Genomic DNA, 17,166 nt, shown 5'->3' with positions numbered 1-17,166 from the left:
GCGCATGAGCACGATCGGCGCCTATTTCCGGCTCGCCCGTGTCGGCTGGGTCCTTGTCCGCGAAGGCGTGGTTTCCGCGCTTCCGACCGAAGACATGCCGCCGGCTGTCGGCTTTGCCAAATCGATGCTGGAGCCGCTGGCGCGCTTTCGCGCCAAGAAGCAGGCGCGCAGCGAAAGGCTTACGCGCGCCGTCGACAGGCTCGGCCCATCCTATGTGAAGATCGGCCAGTTTCTTGCCACCCGCCCGGACGTCGTCGGCGTCGATTGGGCTGTCGATCTTGCCATGCTCCAGGACCGGATGGCGTTTTTCCCGACGGATGCCGCCAAGAACGCGATCCAGACCTCGCTCGGCCGGCCAATCGAAGACCTCTATACGGCGTTTGAAGAGCCGATTGCTGCCGCCTCCATCGCGCAGGTTCATCCGGCGACCGTCAAGGGCAAGAAGGTTGCCGTTAAAGTCGTGCGCCCGGGCGTGCGGCAGCGTTTTGCCCATGATATCGAGGGCATGTATGTGGTTGCCCGCATGCAGGAGCGGCTGCTGCCCTCCAGCCGCCGCCTTCGCCCTATCGAGGTGACTCGCACACTGGAACAGACGACCAAGATGGAAATGGACCTGCGCCTCGAGGCCGCGGCCCTTTCCGAGATTGCCGAAAACACCAAGGATGATCCGGGCTTTCGGGTGCCGACCGTCGACTGGGAACGGACCGGCCGCGACGTGATCACCATGGAGTGGATCGACGGCATCAAGATGAACGATGTCGAGGCGCTGCGTGTCGCCGGTCACGACCTGGAAAAGCTTGCCGAAGTGCTGATCCAGTCTTTTCTGCGCCACACGCTGCGCGACGGCTTCTTCCATGCCGACATGCATCCGGGCAATCTGTTCGTTGAAGCCAACGGCACGATCGTTGCTGTCGATATGGGCATAACCGGGCGGCTCGGCAAAAAGGAACGGCGGTTCCTCGCCGAAATCCTGTTCGGCTTCATCACTCGCGACTACATGCGCGTTGCCGAAGTGCATTTCGAAGCCGGTTATGTGCCCGGTCATCACGATGTCGCAGCGTTTGCCCAGGCGATCCGGGCGATCGGCGAGCCGATCCATGGCCAGCCGGCGGAAACGATCTCGATGGCGCGGCTTCTGGCGCTGCTGTTCGAAGTGACCGATCTTTTCGAGATGCAGACCCGGCCGGAACTGATCCTGTTGCAGAAGACGATGGTGGTGGTCGAGGGCGTGTCGCGCATGCTCAACCCGCGCTTCAACATGTGGAAGGCTTCCGAGCCTGTCGTCGGCGACTGGATCCGCGACAATCTCGGACCGAAACGTATCGCGTCCGACGTCAAGGATGGCTTGAAGGCGATCGTCAAGCTTGCAGAGGCGGCACCGGAGATTGCGGCCCAGACGGGCAAGTTCCACCAGGAACTGGTCCATATGAGCGAAAACGGCCTGCGTTTCGATGCCGAGACGGCGGAAGCGATCGGGAAAGCGGAAGCACGGCACAGCCGTTACGGCCGATGGGCGCTGTGGGTGATTGCGGCAGCGCTCGTTTATATCGCCGTGACGCTCTGACGGGTTTTCGCGCGACATATCCGTTCGCATTTCGGGATATCCCGCGGCCGCATTTCCAATAATCTGGGAGAATGGCAAAGCAGATGTCCGAGGCGAAATTTCCCATCCAGTTGACCGGGCAACCGCTCGGTTTTGCGGAACTTCTGGTAATCGGCGATGGCCGCGCCGCAGTCAGCGCCGAACCGGACGGCATGGCGCGGGTTCGGGCGGCACGATCGGTGCTCGAACAGGCGATCGCGGACGGAATGCCGGTCTATGGGGCGACCACCGGCGTCGGCGCAATGAAGGATGTCGAATGGTCGAGCGACGAACTGGACCAGTTCAATCTCGGTCTGGTGCGCGCCCATCATTTCGGCACCGGCGATCCGTTTCCGACAGAGGTGGTGCGCAACGCCATTGCAATGCGGGTCAATACCGCGCTGACCGGTTATGTCGGCTGCACGACGGAATTGGTGGAGAGTTATCTCGCGCTGCTTGAGGCCGATGTCATTCCAGTCGTTCGCCGCACGGGTTCGATCGGTTGCGCAGACATTGGCCTGATGGGGCAGATCGGCGCCGTCCTGACCGGCGTCGGCGAGGCTGTCTATCAGGGCAAGCGGATGCCGGCGCTGCAGGCCTTTTCGGCTGCCGGGATTGCACCGCAGCGCATGGCGCCGCGTGACAGTCTCGCTTCGCTCAGCGTCAATGCCGTCAGTTTTGCCGCAGCCGCGCGTACTGTCAGAGCCGCGGCCGGCGCGCTGCGCGTGCTGCTTGCGACCGGGCTTGCGGCGGCTGGCGCGATGGGTGCCTCGCGCGATCCCTGGCTTGCCGTCACCCATGTGGGCACGGCGCGAGAAGCGATGATCGGCTCCTGGCTGCTGAATGCCTCGCAGGGCTGGGCTTGGCCGAGCGGTACCCATGTGCAGGATCCGCTCAGCCTTCGAATGATCCCTCAAGTTTTCGGTGCCGTATTCGAAAGCGTACTGACTTCCGGCCACAAGATACTCGCCGCGACCGGACGCTCCGACGACAATCCGGTGATCGCCGATGGCCGGGTGCTGACCTCGGGCGGATCGCTGCCGCTCGACGTGACGGTGCTTATGGAATCGGCGGTGCTGTGCATGGCGCATGCGGCGCGCAATTCCTTCAACCGCTGCGTTCTTTTGGGCAACGGTCAGCGGCGCGACCTGCCGGTCAATCTTGTGCCACCGGGCGCGATCGCCACCGGCTTCGGGCCGATCATCAAGCTTGCCGGCGATATCTATTCGCGCGTTCTATCGATGAGCAATCCGGTCTCGGCGCAGTCGATCGTGGTTGCCGGCGGCATGGAGGATGAGGCGGCATTTCTGCCGCTCGTGGTCGAACGTTTCGAGCGACAGGTGCGGGCGGTGAGACGTCTTGCCGGGCTTGAGGCGCTTCTGGCGGCGCAGGCGATGGATATTCATGGCGACAAGCCGGGTGGTGCAGTCGAGCTGATCTACGAAGTGGTGCGCAAACACGCGGCATTCTACACGGTCGACCGGGCGCTTTCCGCCGAGGTGGAGGCGATCGAGGAAGAGCTTGCTTCCGACGCGTTTCTGGCAAGGCTGATCGCGATCTCGCCCATTCACGCGATCGACGATTTTTTCGCGCTCGGTGGTTTCGGCATGCAGGGGATTGAGGCCTGAACGGATTTTTGACCGGAAAGCCGGATTTTCTCGGCCTTCTGCCATTGCCGCATCACGGTCCCGTCTTGATTCCGCCGGGTTCTTCATAGCTCTTTAAGGAATACATTCCTCTTCCCGGAGATTGCCGATGGCCTTGGGTCCTACGCAACGCCTGAAGGACGGTATCGCAACCGTCGAAACCATGACCCGTTTCGCGCTTGCCGTTCTGGCGCTGGCGTCGGGCGTCTATACCTATCTCGGCGTCCGCTCGATCCTCGACGGATCGCCGACCGGCGTGTTCTTCGCCGCGATCATCTATTCGGTTTCGGTCTCGGTCGGCATCTATGCCTTCTGGTCCTACATGGCGCGGTTTTACCCGCATATCACCAGCCGAACCGGCAAGACCGCAATGCTGTTCGTGATGGCGGCTGGTGCTGCGATGATCCTTGCCATGTCGAGCTGGCTGAATGCCGCGGCACTTGCCGGCTCGGCCGCCGTCGAGCAGCATCTTTCCGAAACGGTCGAAGGTTATGCTGCCGATCTCGACCGCGCCCACCAGAATGCGCTTGCCGTGCAGAGCCTTCTGCCGGACATCCAGCGCGCCTCGGAGCGATTTACCCAGCTTGCCGCCGTCGAGCGGCAATCCGGCTCGCTGACCGGTACGACGGGTTCGGGCAGCGTCGTTCAGCTTCTAAGCCAGATGTCGGGGCAGATGAAATCGCTCGAGGCCAATATCAACGGTTCGCGCGAGCAGGTGTCCGAGCTTTTCGAGCAGGGACAGAAGCGGCTGGAAACGATGCGCTCGCTGATCTCTGCACCCGGCCTGATTGCGCCACGCGCCGACCAGTTTTCGACGGAAGCCGTGGCACTGACCGGCGTCATCAGCTCGCTCGCCCAGACATCGATCGCCCCATCGATCCGCCGCGCGGCCGATGATCTCTCACTCGGCTTCATCGCGCCTGTTGCGGATGGCAGCGATGCCAATCTGGTCAACCGGCAGGATCAGGTGATGGCGACGGTCAGGACCTCGGTTGCCGCACAGTCGAAGGCGCTTGCCAAGGCCGCCGACGAAATTCTCGCGCGTGCGCCGGTTGGAGAGCGCCGGTTCGTGCCTTTGTCTTCGGCTGAAGCCGTGCTGCATTATGCGCAAGATTTCATTCCTGCCTGGGCAGGCGCGATCTCGATCGATCTTCTTCCCGGCGTGATGGTTTTCATTCTCGCCGTCGCACACGCTTCCATCCGCCGCCAGGAAGAGAAACTGCCCTATGCCGAGCGCATCTCCGCGGCGGAACTGATGCGGGCGCTCGAAATCCAGCGTGCGCTTTCGGCCAACGGCGTCGATCTGGAGGCTGCCATCGCGCGAGCCGAGGGAGAGGAGAAAAAGGTAGAGAGCGAAGGCACCGCAGAAGAGCCGAACAACATCACCAATCTCGACCCGCGCTCACGCGGCAGGGACAGAGAGAGGGACAGGCTGCATGACGATCGGTGAAGCCATCCGCCGGATCGACGATGGCGTGCTGATGCGCTGTGTCTTCTATGCGCTTCTGGCCGCATCCGCGAGTTTTCTGGTGATCGATGTGCGCGAGATCACCACTGCAAACGCGGAACTTCCGGGTTTCGACCCGATGCATGACGACCAGCCCGTGCTACCGCCGGCCCTGACCGACGGGCGTCCCGCCGCGCCGCCGATCGAGCCCGCCAGCCCGAGCGAGGTTTTGCGCAAGGCGATGACCTTCGACCTCAAACCCGGCGGGATGCTGATGGCGGAAGGGACGATCGATCCGGGTGCGGCGGGCCGGTTTGCGCAGGAAATCGAGGCGCGTGGGGAGTATGTGAAGACCGTGCAGCTGAATTCGCCGGGCGGTTCGGTGGATGACGCAATTGCGATGTCGAAGCTGATCCGGGAGAAGAGGTTGCAGACCCGGATCGCGTCGCGCGGGCTTTGCGCCTCCTCCTGCCCTATCGCCTTTGCCGGCGGCACCGAGCGTGTCGCAGAAAAGGATGCCGTTATCGGCGTGCATCAGGTGTTCAACGGCAGCCGCGAGCGGCCAACGGCTGAACAGGCGATGTCGAGCGCGCAATCGACGACGGCGCGGGTTGCCCGGCATCTGGAAGAGATGGGCATCGGCTCCGGCCTGTGGCTGCATGCGCTGGAGACGCCGCCCGACCGGCTCTATTATCTGAGCGAAAAGGAAATGGCGGAATTCAAGCTCGTTACTCAGCCGGTCCAGGCACCGGCAGCGAAGAGCTGACCGAGCGGCTCCTTTGGCTCAGATAATACGAGGTCTGTCCGGCCACCAGAGCGAGCGCCAGCATGATGCCGGTAAAGGTGATGACCGCCGACCAGCCACCGGCGCTCCAGAACTTGCCGCCGATCGAACCGGCGATGCTGGAGCCCAGATAATAGGCCAGCAGGTAGAGCGCCGAGGCATGGCCCTTGTTGGCTCCCGCCAGGCGTCCGATCAGGGCGCTTGCCACCGCATGGGCCATGAAGAAGCCCGCCGTCAGCATGGCGATGCCGAGGATGATGAGGATGAGCGGTGATGCCAGAGTGGTCATCAGCCCGGCAAACATCAGAATGATGCCAGCCATCATCACCTGGAACTGGCCGAAGCGGTCGCTCAGCGTGCCGCCGACCCAGGACGAGCCGACACCGCAGAGATAGGCGGTGAAGATCAGGCCGAGTTCGGTCTGGTTGAGGTGATAGGGTTCGACCACCAGCCGGAAGCCTGAATAATTGTAGATGGTGACGAAGGAGCCCATCAGCAGAAAGCCGATGAGAAAGAGCAGCGCCAGCGGACCTCGTCTGACGTGACCGAGCCAGGCCGAAACGTGATAGCTGGCGTTCGACCGACGCGGCTTGAAGTTGCGCGACGGCGGCAGCATGGTGAAGAAACCGATAGCGGCCGCAATGCCGAAAGCGCCGATGACGGCGAGCGCCACGCGCCAGGATAGATACTCGGCAAGAATGCCGGTGAAGACACGGCCCGACATGCCGCCCAGCGCATTGCCGGCAATATAGAGGCCCATTGCGGCGCCGATGCCCTTTGGATCGATCTCTTCCGACAGATAGGCCATGGCGACTGCCGGGACGCCGCCAAGCAGCAGGCCCTCCAGCGCGCGGATGACCAGGATGAGGTTCCAGCTGGGCATGATGGCGCAGGCGAGCGTGCAGAGCGAGGCGCCCATCAACGAACAGAACATCAGGCTGCGGCGACCGAAACGTTCGGAGATGGCCGCAGCACAGAAGATGGCGATTGCAAGCAGGCCTGTCGACAGCGACAGCGACAACGAACTCATCGCCGGGCTGACCTTGAACTCGTCGGCGAAGATCGGCATCAACGGCTGCACGCAATAGAGCAGCGCAAAGGTCGAGTAACCGGACATGAAAAGTGCCAGGCTAGCCTTTCGGTAGCCTGGCGTACCGCGCGTCAGATATTGCTTGGGAGGATCAGTCTGAGGCGGGGCATCGGTATGTTGTAAGATATCGATTTCGGAATCTAACGGACGGCTGGCAGCGGCGGACGGCATGACAAAAAGACCTTCTGGAATGCCCGGAATCTAGCCAGCATGCGTTCATGTGTCCAATATATGGAGGACGCGTTCGTGATAGGTTTTGGATATGGAGCTTCGACATCTTCGTTATTTCGTCGCAGTCGCGGAAGAACTGAATTTCACCAGAGCAGCGGCAAAACTCGGCATCGGTCAACCGCCGCTCAGCCAGCAGATCCGTGACCTGGAAACGGAAATTGGCTCGCAGCTGTTTCACCGGGTGGCGCATGGCGCGGAACTCACGGCAGCGGGTATCGCCTTTCTTGCCGAAGCGAGGATCTCGCTTGCCGCCGCCGACCACGCAAAACTGGCCGCTCAACGGGCCGCGCGTGGCGAAACGGGACGCCTGACACTCGGGTTTACGGCTTCGGCGACGTTCAACCCGGCCGTGACGACCATTATCCGGCAGTTTCGGGCGCGATGGCCGGAGGTTGCCCTGTCGCTGATCGAGATGAACAGCAACTGGCTGATGGAAAAACTCAATCGGGGTGAGCTCGACGTCGCCTTCATCCGGCCGGGGCTGGAAGATCCGAAAGACGTGCGGCTGAAACGCATGGCCGACGAACAGATGCTGGTGGCGCTTCCCGCCGGCCACAGGCTTGCGGCACAAAGCCGCGTGAAGCTTTCAAGCCTTGCCGGCGAGCCCTTCATCATCTTTCCGCGCAATATGGGCCTCAGCCTCTATACCGACATCCTGCAGGCCTGCAAGGAAGCCGGTTTCGAGCTGACGGTGACACAGGAAGCGCCGCAAATTCCCTCGGTCGTCAATCTGGTCGCGGCTGGGCTCGGCGTGTCGATCGTGCCGAAATCGCTGGCGAAGATCGAAATCGATGGCGTCGTGTTTCGGCCGATAGAAGGGCCGCCGCTGGTGGCGCGACTGGGGATCGCCGTGATGAAGGAACAGCGGTCCCCGATCGCCCTCAATCTTTTCGGGCTTGTTCAGGCAAACTGATCAGCTTTGCTTTATCTCGCGCTCGCAGAAGGTGATGCGATTGCTGAACGGGTCGATGACCGTGACTTCCAGCCCCCAGTCCGCCTGTTCCAATCCCGGGCGCATATAGGGGTAGTTCTTTCCGATCAGCTCTTTCTGGAATGCAGCGGCCCCCGACATTGGAACGAAAACCCGCGCGCCAGGCGAGGCGTCGCCGGCATGTTCGGAGAGATGGATCAGCATGCCACTGCGCGACATCTGGCAATAAAGCGGTGCAGTGGGCGCGAAGCGATGTTCCCAATCCACGGCAAAGCCTAGGAAATCCCGATAGAACTCCATCGCCTTCGTCACATCGAAAATGCGGAAGATCGGGATGGCGGGCTGGATGGAGATCGGGTCTTTTCGCTCTGTCGGTTCGGCTGCCTCGATCTTTGCGGCAAGAACGTTCCAGTCGTCATAGCCGAATTGGGCCGAGACCAGTTCCAGCGCCTTGCTGTGGGAGAGTTCGATATTCTGTTCGGCAAGCGCCTCGCGCAGGGCTTTTGCCATCAGTTTTGCATCGCGGAAATCGCGCATGACATCATCCTTTCAATGGACGAACGGCCAAATCAGGGCCCGCATTGCTGATCCGTTCGTCATCATTGGCCGGATGGTCGAAGATGATGGTCGGTGGATGCGTTCACCATGGCAAAATACCGCGGGCGGCTGGCCGCATCCGGCCATGACAAATGCTAAACCAGAGCCCCAGCGCACGCAATCCCGTTCACCACGCAACTGGAAAGGCGATTGCAACTTTGAGGGCAAGGTCTTAGCTTCCGGGCACTTCAATGGCAGGCAAGACTATGGAACTCTCCGGCAAGCGTATTCTCCTCATCATCTCGGGCGGCATCGCGGCCTATAAGAGCCTCGACCTGATCCGCCGGCTGCGCGAACGCGGCGCGGAGGTGCGGCCGCTGATGACGAAATCGGCGCAGGAATTCGTCACGCCGCTAGCCGTCGGCGCGCTGTCTTCAGGCCATGTCTACACGGAACTGTTTTCGCGCGAGGACGAGCAGGATGTCGGGCACATAAGGCTGGCGCGTGAGTGCGATCTCGTTCTCGTCGCACCCGCCACGGCCAACCTGATGGCGAAGATGGCGCATGGCCTGGCCGACGATCTGGCAAGCACGGTCCTGCTTGCCACCGACCGGCCGGTTCTCGTCGCCCCTGCGATGAACCCGAAGATGTGGGATGCGGCGCCGACCCGCCGCAATGTCGAGGTTCTCAAGCGTGACGGCATTTCCTTCATCGGCCCGATGGCTGGCGAAATGGCGGAAAGCAACGAGGCCGGTGTCGGGCGGATGGCCGAACCGCTGCAGATCGCAGCCGCGGTGATCGACCTGCTCAATGCGGGCGCAAAGCCGCTTGAAGGCCGAACGGCGATCGTTACCTCCGGCCCGACCCATGAGCCGATCGACCCGGTGCGCTACATTGCCAACCGGTCTTCCGGCCGTCAGGGACATGCTATTGCGGCAGCGCTGGCAAAGCTTGGCGCCAAGGTTACACTGGTTTCCGGCCCGGTGACGATCCCCGACCCTGTCGGCGTGACCACCGTTCATGTGGAGACGGCAAGCGAGATGCTTCAAGCCGTCACCTCGCAATTGCCCGCAGATATCGCCGTCATGGTGGCGGCCGTCGCCGACTGGCGCGTGGTGTCTTCCGCTGACCAGAAGATCAAGAAACAGCCGGGCGAGGCCCCTTCCCCGCTACAGCTGGCGGAAAATCCGGATATCCTGAAAACCGTCGGCCACCATGCGATGCGCCCGAAGCTGGTTGTCGGCTTTGCGGCCGAAACGCAGAATGTCGAAGAAAACGGCCGCGCCAAGCTGGAGCGGAAAGGCGCCGACATGATCGTCGGCAACGACGTTTCGCCGGAAACCGGCGTGATGGGCGGCAACCGCAACAGCGTGAAAATCATTTCCGCTCAGGGCATCGACGAATGGCCCGATCTTGCAAAGGATGAGGTTGCCGGACGGCTGGCGACGCTGATCGCGTCCAAGCTTCCGAGCTGACACAGGAGCCACACCGATGAGCCTGTTTACCCGCAAAGGCTTCGATGCCTTGGTGAAGAGATTGCCGGGCACGACCTTCGTCGATCAGTGGGACAGCCACGTTGCCAAGGTGGGCGACAAGGTATTCACGCTTCTGAGCGAAGGCGACGAGGCCCGCATCGTGGTGAAATGTTCAGAGGAAAGTTTCGAGATCCTGACCGCACTCGAAGGGATCGGCCAAGCCCCCTATTTCGCCAAGCGCAAATGGGTTGAGATCAGGGCGAGCGCACCGCTTTCCGAGGACGAAGTGGTGCACTATGTAACCCGCTCCTACGAGCTGGTCGCTGCGGGGCTGACGAAAAAGCTGCGGCTGGAGCTCGGGATCACGCTACCCGTGGCGTGACGGTCAGGCGGCCTCGGCGAGCAGTTTCGGCTGGAACAGCAGCGCCTGCATGCCGTCCGGACAGACCTTGACGGCACTGCCATCCGGGATTTCCACCCAAGTATCGGCCTCGTCGTTCAACGGTTCGGAGACCAGACAATAGCCGCTTTTGGCACCCGCCGGGCCGGCCATCGGGGCTGCATAAAGCGTCGGCGGCTTGTGGTCGGTGGCGTAACGCACGGCATAAAGCTGCTTGCCGTCCGAGAAGCAGGCGGTGAAGCGCACCAGCGCCTCGCCGGATTTTTCCATCGACAGCGCCTCGACCGTGGCAACCGCCTTTTCCATTGCGCCTAGCGGATCGGCATCAAGGCCGAATTGCAGCGCGAGAAGAAAGATCATTTCACTATCGGTCGTGCCGGTACGGGCGCTGAACAGATCATCCGAAAGCATGCTTTCCATGCGGCGGCGGATACGATCGAAATTGGCGATCTGGCCATTATGCATGAAGGACCAGTGGCCGTGAACGAAGGGATGACAGTTGTCGCGCCGGGTGGCACCCGTGGTTGCGGCGCGGACATGGGCAAGGAAAAGCGAGGAGCGGATCTGGCGCGCGAGGCTTCTCAAGTTGCAGTCGGACCAGGCGGGTAGAACATCGCGGTAGCGCCCCGGCTCAGGCCTGTCGCCATACCAGGCGATGCCGAAACCGTCGCCGTTGGTCGCCGTCTTGGCGCGGGTTGCACAATGGGACTGCTCTATGAGCGAATGGGCCGGTGATGAAACAAGCTCTTCCAGATAAAGCGGTTCGCCTCGATAGGCAGCCCAACGGCACATGGATTTTGTCACTCCGATAGAGATCGCGGCCAAACGCGGCGCATTGGAAGGAGGGTCGAGTTATTCGCCTAATGAAAAGTTAAGCTAACAGTATTCATGACGGAATTGCGACGGCTGGAACTTCACGTTTTGCAACGCACATTAAGACTGTTGTGTGTCGGCCACGCTTTGATGCATGACCGAACGCTATCGTACAGACCGCCCCATTTGCGGCCATTGCGTGGCGGCAAGGCTTGTCGATACCGGAGGCTGGCCTAGATAAGGTTGTATGTCGCAGCAAGCAAAGCTAAGTGAAGCCAGATCTTCTTCTGGTCTCACGTCATCCGGAACAACGGTTTCGGGCCTTCTCAGAGATTTCGATCGCTGGGCACTCTTTCTCGATATCGATGGCACACTGATCGATCTGGCAGCAACGCCCGACGGTGTTGTGGTGCCGCAGGATCTGCCGGCCAATCTGGATGCGGTGTCTAAAAAGCTCGGCGGCGCGTTGGCGCTGGTGACGGGCCGGGCGCTTCCCTATGCCGAAAGGCTCTTTTCACCCTATCAGTTTCCGACGGCTGGCCTTCATGGCGCGGAACGGCGGATGTCAGACGGCACCGTCGATCGTGTTACCGTGTCGCCCGAATTCGAAATCCTGAAGGCGCGGCTTTTTGCCGATACCGCCAGTTGGGATGGCGTGCTGATCGAAGACAAGGGTGCTGCAATCGGTGCGCATTACCGGCAGGCGCCGGAGCGGCAGGCTGAGCTTGAAGCGCTGATGGAGCGTGCAGCAGCGGAGGCCGGGAGCGAGTTTGCGTTGCAGCGCGGCAAGATGGTGATCGAGCTTCGCCCGGCCCGTGCCAGCAAGGGAGAGGCTCTGCGTAGCTTTCTTAACGAACCCTGTTTTGCAGGCCGATTGCCGGTGGCGATAGGCGATGACCTGACCGACGAGGCCATGTTCAAAACCGCCAATGCGCTTGGCGGCCTGTCCATCCGGATCGGCGAGGCAACCTTGCCTGACGGCCACGTCACGCAGGCAGCGATGCTGGTCTCCTCCGCTGCCGAGCTTCGCGACATTCTGGCAGGCCTGGAGCGATAATGCGCAGGCCGCCGCTCTACATCATTGGAAGGAATTTGCCTTGAGCCGCCTTGTGGTCGTTTCGAACCGTGTCACCGTTCCGAAAAAGGCTGGCGATGCGCCGGCCGGCGGTCTGGCCGTTGCCCTGCAGGCCGCACTCGAAGAACGCGGCGGCATCTGGATGGGCTGGTCCGGCAATTCAAGCGGTGAACGCGAGCCGGAAAAGATGGATATCCGAGAGCATGGCAATATCACCTATGCGCTGACCGACCTCACCGATACCGATGTCGAGGAATATTACCACGGCTTTGCCAACCGCGTGCTCTGGCCGATCTGCCACTACCGGCTGGATCTGGCGGAATATGGTCGCAAGGAAATGGCGGGCTATTTCCGCGTCAATCGCTTCTTTGCCCACAAGCTGGCACCTCTCTTGAAAGAAGACGACATCATCTGGGTGCATGACTATCACCTGATCCCGCTCGCGGCAGAACTTCGGCAGATGGGGTTCAAGAACAAGATAGGCTTCTTCCTGCACATCCCCTGGCCGCCTGCCGATGTGCTGTTTGCCATGCCGGTGCATGAACAGATCATGCGCGGGCTTTCGCAATATGATCTCGTCGGCTTCCATACCGATTACGACCTCGACAATTTCGGCGGTGGACTGGTGCGCGAAGGAATTGGCGAGCGGCTCGAGGGCGGCAAGAAATTCTCCACCTATGGGCGGAGCTTCAAGGGCGGAGCCTACCCGATCTCGATCGAAACCGAGGCCTTTTCAAAATATGCGGTGAAGGCCTCGCGCAATGCGATGGTGAAGAAGGCGAAGGAAAGCATCGAGGGCCGTGATCTGATCATCGGCGTGGACCGGCTGGATTATTCCAAGGGCATTACGCAACGTATCGATGCGTTCGAGCAATTCGTGCGGTTGAACCCCGCTTACCAGAACAAGGTGACCTATCTGCAGGTCACGCCGAAATCGCGTTCCGAGGTTCCGGAATACGAGCAGATGCAGCGGACAGTCGCCGAACAGGCCGGTCGCGTCAACGGCGCTCTCGGTCAGGTCGACTGGACGCCGATCCGCTATGTGAACCGCTCGGTGCCCCGGCCGCTGCTGGCCGGCCTCTATCGGCTGGCGAAGATCGGCCTCGTCACGCCTCTACGTGACGGCATGAACCTTGTCGCCAAGGAATATGTCGCGGCGCAGGACCCGGAAGATCCCGGCGTTCTGGTGCTCTCACGCTTTGCCGGCGCTGCCCGCGAACTGACCGGCGCATTGCTGGTCAACCCTTATGATATCGAGGGTACGGCCCATGCCATCGCGCGCGGCCTCAGCATGTCTCTCGACGAACGCAAGCAGCGCTGGGAGAAGATGATGAACCACCTGCTCGAATATGACATCAACCGCTGGTGCGACGACTTCCTGAAAGACCTGACGACGGATTGACGCCGCCCAGGCCGCTTGACAGGACACCTCCTGCCGGATTGTTTGGCGGCAAATCAATCCAGCACAGGAGAACCACGGTGAAGATCAGCGCGCGCAATCGCTTCAAGGGCAAGGTCGTCGACGTCAAGAAGGGCGCAACCACCGCGCATGTTCGGATCGATCTCGGCAATGGCCTGATCGTAACCTCCTCGATCACCAACGAGGCGGTTGACGAACTGGAGCTTGCTGTCGGCTCCGACGCCTATGCGGTGATCAAGGCTTCGGACGTGATGGTCGCCATCGACTGAGCATATTTTTCGGGGCGGAGACATTCCGCCCCATTGCCTGTCAGCCGGATTTCCTCGCTCACTCATAGACCTTGAGAATGTGCTGCTTGAGCGGATCGGCCAGGGTTTCCTTGTGAATTTCACCGAGCGCCCTCAGGTAAGGCTGGGCGAAATGCTCATCCAGGGCAGCCTGATCCCGCCAGGTTTCGCGAATGAAGAAGGTGCCGGGCGCGTTTACGTCCTCAAGGACGACGAACTGTATGCAGCCTTCCTCGCGTCGTGTCGGCTCGACGATCGCCAGTGTCGCTTCGCGAAGCTGGTCTTCCTTGCCTGGCTTGGCGCGAAAGGCAAAAATAGCTTCAATCATGTGATTGCTCCTAAAGGCATGAAACAAGGTGCTTTAATTCAGAGGTTTGCGAGGGTGCGGTAAGAGCGACCTCAAGATGGATGGGAGCCAAGAATGCCGTCCTGTTCAAGAGACGAATGGTTGTAAAATCGCCGCGGATTTCGGAGACTTCCAATCCGCGTGTCCCGGCGATAAAGCTCAACGATGTTCCAGCTAGAGCAAACCGCCACATTCGAGCAGATCATCAAGAAAAGCCGGTTTCTGGCGATCGCGCTTGCCGTCGCGACCGAAGAGGAAGCGAAGGCCGCCATCGCAACGCATTCCGACGCCGGTGCCAATCACAACTGCTGGGCATGGCGGATCGGAGCGGCCTATCGGTTTTCCGATGACGGGGAGCCGAGCGGAACCGCCGGAAAACCGATCCTTGCCTCAATCGACGGCCAGTCGCTCGACAATGTCGTGGTGATCGTCACCCGCTGGTTCGGCGGGATATTGCTCGGCAGCGGCGGGCTGGTGCGCGCCTATGGCGGCACGGCGGCGGGTTGCCTGCGAAGCGCGCCGATGATCGAGCTGAAGCCATCCGTCGAAGGGTTCGTGCGGATCGACTTTTCAGATTTGGCGCGCGTGAAGGCGCGGCTTCAGGCGATCACGGATCTTACCATTGCCGAGGAGCAGTTTACCGCAACCGGGGCCGACCTTGTGCTTCGGGTTCCTGAAGCGGAGGTTGAGGCCGTCTCGCGACTGGTCTCCGACCTGACGAGCGGCAGGTCGGAGCTGAAGATCGACTGACCGATATCACGCCGCCTTGGCGACGTGATATTCCTTAATGGCGGCCATCTTGATCGACGGATAACGCTCGGCCTCGTAACGAAGCGAAAAGGCATCCTGCGCCAGGAAGACCGGATCGCCATCGAGATCGCGGGCGATATCGCCGCGCTTGACGGTGACGAATTTTTCCAGATCCGCCTTGTTGTCCGACGAGATCCAGCGGCAGACCGAGAATCGTGACATTTCGAAACTGACCGGCAGGCTGTATTCCGCCGAAAGCCGTTCCTTCAACACGTCGAGCTGTAGCGCACCGACGACGCCGACGATGGCGGGCGAACCGTCTTCCGGCTGGAAGAGCTGCACGACGCCTTCTTCGGCCATCTGCTGCAAGGCTTCCTTCAGCTTCTTCGCCTTCATCGCATCACCCAGCCGCACGCGGCGGAGGATTTCCGGCGAGAAGTTCGGGACGCCTTGGAAGACCAGCGATTCCCCTTCGGTCAGCGTGTCGCCGATACGCAGCGTGCCGTGGTTGGGAATGCCGACGACGTCACCCGCGTAAGCCGTATCTGCGATATGGCGCTGCGAGGCGAAGAAGAATTGCGGTGCGGTGAGGCCGAGCTGCTTGCCGGTGCGGGCGAGCCTTGCCTTCATGCCGCGCTCCAGCTTGCCGGAGCAGATGCGTGCGAAAGCGATACGGTCGCGATGGTTCGGATCCATGTTCGCCTGGATCTTGAAGACGAAGGCCGTCATCTTGTCTTCGGCGGCATGAACGGTGCGGATATCGGCAACCTGGTCGCGCGGCGGCGGAGCGAAGTCACCGAGCGCATTGATCAGATCGCGTACACCAAAATTGCGCAGTGCCGAGCCGAAGAAGACCGGCGTCATATGGCCTTCGAGAAAGGCCTGACGATCGAACGGGCGGCAGGCTTCGAGCGCCAGTTCCACCTCTTCGACGAAGGCGGCACGCTCGTTTTCCGGCAGTCGATCCATCGCGGCCTGAGGGCCGTTGACAGAGACTGCCTCTTCGCTATCGGGGCCGCGCACCTTGTTTTCGGCAAGGTGATAGGAGCCGCAGAAGCTCTTGGAGCGGCCGATCGGCCAGGTGATCGGAGCGGTATCGAGCGCCAGCTTCTCTTCCACCTCGTCCAGGATTTCAAAGATGTCGCGGCTTTCGCGGTCCATCTTGTTAACGAAGGTGATGATCGGGATATCGCGCATGCGGCAGACTTCGAAAAGTTTCAGCGTACGCGGCTCGATACCCTTGGCGGCGTCGATGACCATGATGGCGGCATCCACCGCCGTCAGGGTGCGATAGGTGTCGTCGGCGAAGTCTTCGTGACCCGGCGTATCGAGAATATTGAAGACCTTGTCATTATATTCAAAGGTCATCACCGAGGTGACGACCGAGATGCCACGCTCGCGCTCGATCTTCATCCAGTCGGACCGCGTCTGGATGCGGTCCTTCTTAGCCTTGACCTCGCCCGCGAGCTGGATGGCACCGCCGAACAGAAGCAGCTTTTCGGTCAGCGTCGTCTTGCCCGCATCCGGGTGGGCGATGATCGCAAATGTACGGCGGCGGGAAACCGCCTCTGCCAGAGTTTCGGCCATATGAGCAACAATCCTTCGAGTTGCCGCGTATCTAGCGACTTAGTGGATAAGTTTCAATTCGTGTTTGACCCCGGCTGCCACGACCGGGCTAATGAAGGGATGAACGCTCACACATCTTCTTCGCCCAAGCTCAATCTCGTCCGCCTGGAAAATGGCACTGGACTGGAGCTGCCCTCCTATGAAACCGCTGGTGCTGCCGGCATGGATCTTCGTGCCGCCGTAACCGACGCCGAACCATTGACGCTTGCTCCGGGCAAGCGAGCTTTGGTGCCAACCGGCTTCATCTTCGAGGTGCCGGCGGGCTTCGAGGCGCAGATCCGTCCGCGCTCCGGCCTCGCCTTCAAAAATGGGATCACCTGCCTCAACACGCCCGGCACGATCGACAGCGACTATCGCGGCGAAGTGAAGGTGCTGCTGATCAATCTCGGTGAGGAGGATTTCGTCATCACCCGCGGCATGCGGATTGCCCAGATGGTGATTGCGCCGGTAACGCAAGTGCGTGTGGCCGAAATCAGCGAAGTGACTGAGACCGTGCGCGGTGCAGGCGGCTTCGGTTCGACAGGGGTCTAACGCCGCTTTCCGCCCGCGCCGGCATTGATAGCTGTCAAGATCGCTTCTTTTGCAGCATGGCATTGCGCCATTCAGCTTATTGAGAGAAGGATATTTCGCGTTTTTTCGATGCGATAAGAGAAAAACATCCTCGCCTCTTCCCCTGTCGGGCACTATTTTTCGGTCACCTGTTTCACGCATCAGGCTTTCCGAAAA

General features: G+C 61.0%; 17 protein-coding genes. 12 read left to right on the top strand and 5 right to left on the bottom strand.

Features of this window, described 5'->3' with window-relative positions; translation table 11 throughout:
- Positions 1–4: 4 nt before the first annotated feature.
- The 4 genes from ubiB (at position 5) to JNB91_RS21515 (ending at position 5,441) form a co-directional block, all read left to right on the top strand.
- Positions 5–1,564, top strand: a complete 1,560-nt coding sequence (gene ubiB, locus JNB91_RS21530) for a 2-polyprenylphenol 6-hydroxylase (protein WP_220327532.1) — start codon at positions 5–7, stop codon at positions 1,562–1,564.
- Between the two features lie 71 nt (positions 1,565–1,635).
- Positions 1,636–3,210 carry an aromatic amino acid lyase gene (locus JNB91_RS21525; protein WP_223218306.1) on the top strand — a complete coding sequence of 525 codons (1,575 nt, stop codon included), beginning with the start codon at positions 1,636–1,638 and terminating at the stop codon, positions 3,208–3,210.
- A gap of 127 nt (positions 3,211–3,337) precedes the next feature.
- A complete protein-coding gene (locus JNB91_RS21520) occupies positions 3,338–4,678 on the top strand; it encodes a hypothetical protein (RefSeq protein WP_220327531.1) in 1,341 nt (446 codons plus the stop codon).
- A complete protein-coding gene (locus JNB91_RS21515) occupies positions 4,665–5,441 on the top strand; it encodes a COG3904 family protein (protein ID WP_220327530.1) in 777 nt (258 codons plus the stop codon). Before JNB91_RS21520 ends, JNB91_RS21515 begins: the two co-directional genes overlap by 14 nt.
- Here the strand turns inward: JNB91_RS21515 and JNB91_RS21510 are convergent.
- Entirely contained in the window at positions 5,404–6,720 is a 1,317-nt protein-coding gene (locus JNB91_RS21510; RefSeq protein WP_220327529.1) for an MFS transporter, read from the bottom strand. The genes JNB91_RS21515 and JNB91_RS21510 overlap by 38 nt on opposite strands.
- Positions 6,721–6,811: 91 nt before the next feature.
- Between JNB91_RS21510 and JNB91_RS21505 the strand changes: the two genes are divergently transcribed.
- Positions 6,812–7,693, top strand: a complete 882-nt coding sequence (locus JNB91_RS21505) for a LysR family transcriptional regulator (protein ID WP_220327528.1) — start codon at positions 6,812–6,814, stop codon at positions 7,691–7,693.
- Here the strand turns inward: JNB91_RS21505 and JNB91_RS21500 are convergent, their stop codons facing one another.
- Complete coding sequence (locus JNB91_RS21500) at positions 7,694–8,248, bottom strand: glyoxalase superfamily protein (protein WP_220327527.1); 555 nt, start codon at positions 8,246–8,248, stop codon at positions 7,694–7,696.
- Positions 8,249–8,514: 266 nt separating this feature from the next.
- Between JNB91_RS21500 and coaBC the strand changes: the two genes are divergently transcribed.
- A complete protein-coding gene (gene coaBC / locus JNB91_RS21495; RefSeq protein ID WP_220327598.1) occupies positions 8,515–9,723 on the top strand; it encodes a bifunctional phosphopantothenoylcysteine decarboxylase/phosphopantothenate--cysteine ligase CoaBC in 1,209 nt (402 codons plus the stop codon).
- Between the two features lie 16 nt (positions 9,724–9,739).
- On the top strand, positions 9,740–10,105 hold the full coding sequence (locus JNB91_RS21490; RefSeq protein ID WP_220327526.1) for an MmcQ/YjbR family DNA-binding protein: 366 nt from the start codon (positions 9,740–9,742) through the stop codon (positions 10,103–10,105).
- Positions 10,106–10,108: 3 nt separating this feature from the next.
- Here the strand turns inward: JNB91_RS21490 and JNB91_RS21485 are convergent, their stop codons facing one another.
- The gene (locus tag JNB91_RS21485; RefSeq protein ID WP_220327525.1) at positions 10,109–10,915 is read right to left on the bottom strand and encodes a class II glutamine amidotransferase; all 807 of its coding nucleotides are present in this window, start codon (positions 10,913–10,915) and stop codon (positions 10,109–10,111) included.
- Positions 10,916–11,183: 268 nt separating this feature from the next.
- Between JNB91_RS21485 and otsB the strand changes: the two genes are divergently transcribed.
- From otsB to JNB91_RS21470, 3 genes are all read left to right on the top strand, one after another.
- Positions 11,184–11,993 (top strand): trehalose-phosphatase, encoded by an 810-nt coding sequence (otsB, locus tag JNB91_RS21480; protein ID WP_220327524.1) that lies wholly within the window; start codon positions 11,184–11,186, stop codon positions 11,991–11,993.
- Between the two features lie 40 nt (positions 11,994–12,033).
- Entirely contained in the window at positions 12,034–13,413 is a 1,380-nt protein-coding gene (gene otsA / locus JNB91_RS21475) for an alpha,alpha-trehalose-phosphate synthase (UDP-forming) (RefSeq protein ID WP_220327523.1), read from the top strand.
- Between the two features lie 77 nt (positions 13,414–13,490).
- The gene (locus JNB91_RS21470) at positions 13,491–13,700 is read left to right on the top strand and encodes a TOBE domain-containing protein (RefSeq protein WP_220327522.1); all 210 of its coding nucleotides are present in this window, start codon (positions 13,491–13,493) and stop codon (positions 13,698–13,700) included.
- Positions 13,701–13,758: 58 nt separating this feature from the next.
- On the opposite strand, the gene JNB91_RS21465 is transcribed toward JNB91_RS21470, so the two are convergent.
- Positions 13,759–14,046, bottom strand: coding sequence for a putative quinol monooxygenase (locus JNB91_RS21465; protein ID WP_220327521.1), 288 nt, complete (start codon positions 14,044–14,046; stop codon positions 13,759–13,761).
- Between the two features lie 183 nt (positions 14,047–14,229).
- Between JNB91_RS21465 and JNB91_RS21460 the strand changes: the two genes are divergently transcribed.
- On the top strand, positions 14,230–14,814 hold the full coding sequence (locus JNB91_RS21460) for an IMPACT family protein (RefSeq protein WP_220327520.1): 585 nt from the start codon (positions 14,230–14,232) through the stop codon (positions 14,812–14,814).
- Positions 14,815–14,820: 6 nt separating this feature from the next.
- Here the strand turns inward: JNB91_RS21460 and JNB91_RS21455 are convergent, their stop codons facing one another.
- On the bottom strand, positions 14,821–16,401 hold the full coding sequence (locus JNB91_RS21455) for a peptide chain release factor 3 (protein ID WP_220327519.1): 1,581 nt from the start codon (positions 16,399–16,401) through the stop codon (positions 14,821–14,823).
- Between the two features lie 99 nt (positions 16,402–16,500).
- Here JNB91_RS21455 and dut point away from each other — a divergent pair, with 99 nt between their 5' ends.
- Entirely contained in the window at positions 16,501–16,971 is a 471-nt protein-coding gene (gene dut / locus JNB91_RS21450) for a dUTP diphosphatase (RefSeq protein ID WP_220327518.1), read from the top strand.
- Positions 16,972–17,166: the final 195 nt, after the last annotated feature.

The sequence above is a fragment of the Aliirhizobium wenxiniae genome (assembly GCF_019511445.1).
GTDB lineage: Bacteria > Pseudomonadota > Alphaproteobacteria > Rhizobiales > Rhizobiaceae > Neorhizobium > Neorhizobium wenxiniae_A.
The sequence above is the reverse complement of the archived record's forward strand: the minus strand, read 5'-3'. Positions and strand labels throughout refer to the sequence as shown.

Excerpts from the sequence above, each read along its gene's own strand:
- ubiB (WP_220327532.1), top strand. The coding sequence starts at position 5 with ATGAGCACGATCGGCGCCTATTTCCGGCTCGCCCGTGTCGGCTGGGTC.
- JNB91_RS21525 (WP_223218306.1), top strand. The coding sequence starts at position 1,636 with ATGGCAAAGCAGATGTCCGAGGCGAAATTTCCCATCCAGTTGACCGGG.
- JNB91_RS21520 (WP_220327531.1), top strand. The coding sequence starts at position 3,338 with ATGGCCTTGGGTCCTACGCAACGCCTGAAGGACGGTATCGCAACCGTC.
- JNB91_RS21515 (WP_220327530.1), top strand. The coding sequence starts at position 4,665 with ATGACGATCGGTGAAGCCATCCGCCGGATCGACGATGGCGTGCTGATG.
- JNB91_RS21510 (WP_220327529.1), bottom strand. The coding sequence starts at position 6,720 with ATGCCGTCCGCCGCTGCCAGCCGTCCGTTAGATTCCGAAATCGATATC.
- JNB91_RS21505 (WP_220327528.1), top strand. The coding sequence starts at position 6,812 with ATGGAGCTTCGACATCTTCGTTATTTCGTCGCAGTCGCGGAAGAACTG.
- JNB91_RS21500 (WP_220327527.1), bottom strand. The coding sequence starts at position 8,248 with ATGCGCGATTTCCGCGATGCAAAACTGATGGCAAAAGCCCTGCGCGAG.
- coaBC (WP_220327598.1), top strand. The coding sequence starts at position 8,515 with ATGGAACTCTCCGGCAAGCGTATTCTCCTCATCATCTCGGGCGGCATC.
- JNB91_RS21490 (WP_220327526.1), top strand. The coding sequence starts at position 9,740 with ATGAGCCTGTTTACCCGCAAAGGCTTCGATGCCTTGGTGAAGAGATTG.
- JNB91_RS21485 (WP_220327525.1), bottom strand. The coding sequence starts at position 10,915 with ATGTGCCGTTGGGCTGCCTATCGAGGCGAACCGCTTTATCTGGAAGAG.
- otsB (WP_220327524.1), top strand. The coding sequence starts at position 11,184 with ATGTCGCAGCAAGCAAAGCTAAGTGAAGCCAGATCTTCTTCTGGTCTC.
- JNB91_RS21465 (WP_220327521.1), bottom strand. The coding sequence starts at position 14,046 with ATGATTGAAGCTATTTTTGCCTTTCGCGCCAAGCCAGGCAAGGAAGAC.
- JNB91_RS21460 (WP_220327520.1), top strand. The coding sequence starts at position 14,230 with ATGTTCCAGCTAGAGCAAACCGCCACATTCGAGCAGATCATCAAGAAA.
- JNB91_RS21455 (WP_220327519.1), bottom strand. The coding sequence starts at position 16,401 with ATGGCCGAAACTCTGGCAGAGGCGGTTTCCCGCCGCCGTACATTTGCG.
- dut (WP_220327518.1), top strand. The coding sequence starts at position 16,501 with ATGAACGCTCACACATCTTCTTCGCCCAAGCTCAATCTCGTCCGCCTG.